The sequence below is a fragment of the Sedimentitalea todarodis genome (assembly GCF_032595355.1).
GTDB classification, from domain to species: Bacteria; Pseudomonadota; Alphaproteobacteria; order Rhodobacterales; family Rhodobacteraceae; genus Sedimentitalea; species Sedimentitalea todarodis.
In genome coordinates this window covers 1-3,380 of sequence record NZ_JASMWN010000065.1, presented here as the reverse complement: position 1 = coordinate 3,380, position 3,380 = coordinate 1, and the positions used below count along the sequence as shown (strand labels likewise).

General features: G+C 57.1%; 3 protein-coding genes. 2 read left to right on the top strand and 1 reads right to left on the bottom strand.

What is annotated here, in order from left to right; translation table 11 throughout:
* Positions 1 to 277 precede the first annotated feature (277 nt).
* Positions 278 to 1,165: a LysR family transcriptional regulator gene (locus QO231_RS25855; protein WP_316783125.1), complete on the bottom strand. Its 888-nt coding sequence runs from the start codon at positions 1,163 to 1,165 to the stop codon at positions 278 to 280.
* Positions 1,166 to 1,267: 102 nt separating this feature from the next.
* Between QO231_RS25855 and QO231_RS25850 the strand changes: the two genes are divergently transcribed.
* A complete protein-coding gene (locus QO231_RS25850; protein ID WP_316783121.1) occupies positions 1,268 to 2,104 on the top strand; it encodes a 3-methyl-2-oxobutanoate hydroxymethyltransferase in 837 nt (278 codons plus the stop codon).
* A gap of 19 nt (positions 2,105 to 2,123) precedes the next feature.
* A complete protein-coding gene (locus QO231_RS25845; protein ID WP_316783118.1) occupies positions 2,124 to 3,152 on the top strand; it encodes a sterol desaturase family protein in 1,029 nt (342 codons plus the stop codon).
* The last annotated feature ends 228 nt before the right edge of the window (positions 3,153 to 3,380 follow it).

The following is a 3,380-nucleotide window of genomic DNA, read 5'->3' as shown; positions in this document are numbered from 1 at the left end:
TGTCAACCGAGGCAAAATCACCTCGATCAACAGCAAACTCTCAACTTCACAATCCGCGAAACAAATCCCGACTACGCGCAACCCACGTCACAAGCGCCCATATCGCGAAGCGATTTAGTGCTAGAGCCCATTTCCCCAGATGCTGCGCATTCGTCAAATGGCCGCTGTTCGTTTGACAGCAGAAAACGAGAGGAGCGCTTAAGTTCACCCTTAGTAGGCCTTGGAAGAGCCGGACTGGTGTCCTTACACAATGGAGGGGGAAAGGCCAAAGACCGCCCTACGACCCTTCTCGTAACGCCGCCTCCAACCAAGCTTCGAACAGATGTTTGGCAGGATCACTGGGCCCTGACGTCGTGGTGGTCAGAAGGTAATGCGCCAAGTTGATCTCCACCGCCGCCCCTGTAATCGCAATTGGCTTGCCAGTTTTGATGGCTGTTCGGGCAAAGCGTTCCAGTACCACGGCCGAACCTCCCCCTGCTGCGACAATATCAATGGCAGCCACGGTGGTATCAACAGCATGGCTCGTCACGCCATGTGCAGGGGTCAGGTGGTTTGCGTTTAGATATCGCAACAGCATGTCCTCAAAGCCGAGGATCTGGACCAGTGGCCCGTTCTGCAACACCGCCAGATCGTGCTTGTCGCGTTTGTCACCTGCCGCGCTGATCGGAACAATCCGTTCGTCAGAAATCTTTCGTGCATGAACGCCCGCCCAGTTTCCGTTGCCGAAACGAAGCTCAACATCCGCCAGTTCTGCATCTGGGGTGCCCCCGCCCCAGACCTGCGACACCATCCTCACGGTAATGCCGGGATATGCTGCCGAAAAGCCGGGCAATCGATGCGCCAACCACAATGCGGCGGAAGAGATCGGAACGCGCACCGTTAGCATCTGTTCAGCACCCGCGCCAAACAGGCTGGCGGTTGAAAACGCCATATCGCCCAAGGCCTGCCGCAACGAATAGGCATAGGCTTGCCCCGTCTGGGTCAAGGTCAATCGCCGTGCCGCACGGGTAAACAATGCGCAGGCTAGCTCGGCCTCAAGCGAGCGGACATGCAGGCTGACAGCCGTTTGGGTCAGCCCCAGCTCGGCTGCCGCGTCAGTAAGGCTGAGATGTTGTGCCGCCGCAGCGAAGGAGCGGAGCCATATGAGGTTTGGCAGTCTTTGCATTTTCACCAAAATATTTTTGTGATACTGGCCAAAATTACTCGTTTTGTTTTGCGCATACTATCCCCTTATTCTGACAATGACTGGACATAGGTAGGGGACGGTATGAAGCGCATTTATACCTTTGGGGGGTTTCCTGCGACGCGGAACCTCACTGTGGCGGATATCATAGCGGGCAAAGGGCAACGCAAGTTTGTCCAGACAACGGCTGTAAACCGGATCGAGGCCGCCGCCGCCGAAGCCGCAGGGATCGATCATTTGTCGATTGTTGACCACGATCTGCATGACGTCCGCGCCGGTGCGCCCCACACATTTACCACTGCGGCCCTCATGGCCAGCGACTATGAAACCCACGACGATATTTTGCGTGCGGGTATTCGCGCTGCCGCTGCGGGCGCTGATGCGGTCTATACCCTGCGCAGCTTTAAGGCTGTCGAGATGTTGGCCGATGAAGGGCTGGCGGTGCAGGGGCATCTGGGCCTTGTGCCACGCCTGTCGACGCAGATTGGCGGGTTGTGTGCCTACGGGCGCACCGCCGATGAGGCCATGAAGCTGGCTGAGGACCTCCGCCGTCTTGAAGATGCGGGTGCCTATGCGGTCGAGCTGGAATGTGTGGCGGACGAAGCCATTGCCGAGATTAGCCCGCGCACAGGTTTGATCACCCATTCCATCGGGTCAGGCGGGGCTGCGGATGTGGTTTTCCTGTTTCAGGATGATGCCTGCGGCGACACGATCGACCCGCCACGTCACGCCAGGGAGTTCGCGGATATGGTCGGCGCGCGCGCCAAATTGGAAGCTGAGCGGATGCAGGGGTTAAGCGCCTATCGCACGGCGGTTCTTGATGACAGCTATCCCGATGCCGCCACCAGCATCACCATGAAACCCGGTGAGCACGACAAGCTTTGCGAGGCGCTGGACAAGCGCCGCCCGTTCCACAGTTGAGCACAGCAAGGGTCAAGACATGACAAACGCGCAAACCAACGCCCAAGACAAAGCCTCGAACGTCCAAGACTCCGCCCCGATGAGCCGTGAATGGCACTGGCATCCCGAATTGCCGGTCAAATATGCGCCCTATTGGCTGTGGCCCACCAAACCCGGCGTGTTTGCGAAATGGGTCTGGCAGAACTGGCTGCAATTCTCGGATCGCTCAATCTTTCTGACGCTGGCCTTTCTGGTGGCGTTCTGGGTGCAACCGGTGGGGTCGGAACAGGCGGGTTTTGCCTTTGGCTGGGTGGCATGGGTGTTTGTGCGCAACTGGTTGCTTCTTTTGATTGTAGCGGGCGGGCTGCACCATTGGTTCTATGGCATTGACGGTCAGGGCAAGCTCTTGAAATACGATCCGCGCCCCTATTTCAAACGCAAGAACGCACTGTTCAAATTCGGCTACCAGACATGGGATAACGTCTATTATTCGATGATGTTCGGCGCGACGTTCTTGTCGTTGCTGGAATGCTTCCTGCGCTGGTCTTACGCCAGCGGATTGATCGGCACCTCGTCGTTCAGCGCGCATCCCGTCTGGTTCATCCTGCTGTTTCCGGTTTTGGCGCTGTGGCAGAGCTTTCACTTTTACGTCGTGCACCTAATCCTGCACCAGCCGAGCATCTACAAACATGTACACGCAGTGCATCACCGAAACGTCAACACCGGCCCGTGGTCAGGCATGTCGATGCACCCGACTGAGGCACTTGGCTATCTTAGTGCCATTCTGATTGTGCTGCTGCTGCCAAGTCATCCGGTGCATATGTTGTTTCTGGGCTACTGGTTAATGCTCGGCGCTGCGTCCTCACACTCGGGATATGAAGCGATCTGGGCACGGGATCGTCAGGCACTTTTGCTTGGCGCTTTCTTCCACCAGCTGCATCACCGGTATTATGAATGCAACTATGGCAACGCTGAAATGCCTTGGGACAAGTGGTTCGGAACCTACCACGACGGATCAGATGACGCGACCAAACGCACCCGCGACCGCAAGCGGCAAATGCACATCTAGGCGTTCTGGCTGCTTGGCCTCACGAGGGACCAAGGCCACATGAAATAAGGGGAACTCCTGCCCAATGGGCATAAGCGGACCTTGAGTCATTTGACGTAAACGACAGTAAAGTTTTAGGTTTTTCGATGCGGGCCATGGTGCGAGATTTCAGCTTGTGCTGAGCGTGGCCCGCGTTGGGAAACCTGACTAGGAGGAGGCCGCGGGAGGTGTGTGATTTCCTATGGGGAA

Coding starts and splice junctions, on each gene's coding strand:
- QO231_RS25855 (WP_316783125.1), bottom strand. CDS start 1,165: ATGCAAAGACTGCCAAACCTCATATGGCTCCGCTCCTTCGCTGCGGCG.
- QO231_RS25850 (WP_316783121.1), top strand. CDS start 1,268: ATGAAGCGCATTTATACCTTTGGGGGGTTTCCTGCGACGCGGAACCTC.
- QO231_RS25845 (WP_316783118.1), top strand. CDS start 2,124: ATGACAAACGCGCAAACCAACGCCCAAGACAAAGCCTCGAACGTCCAA.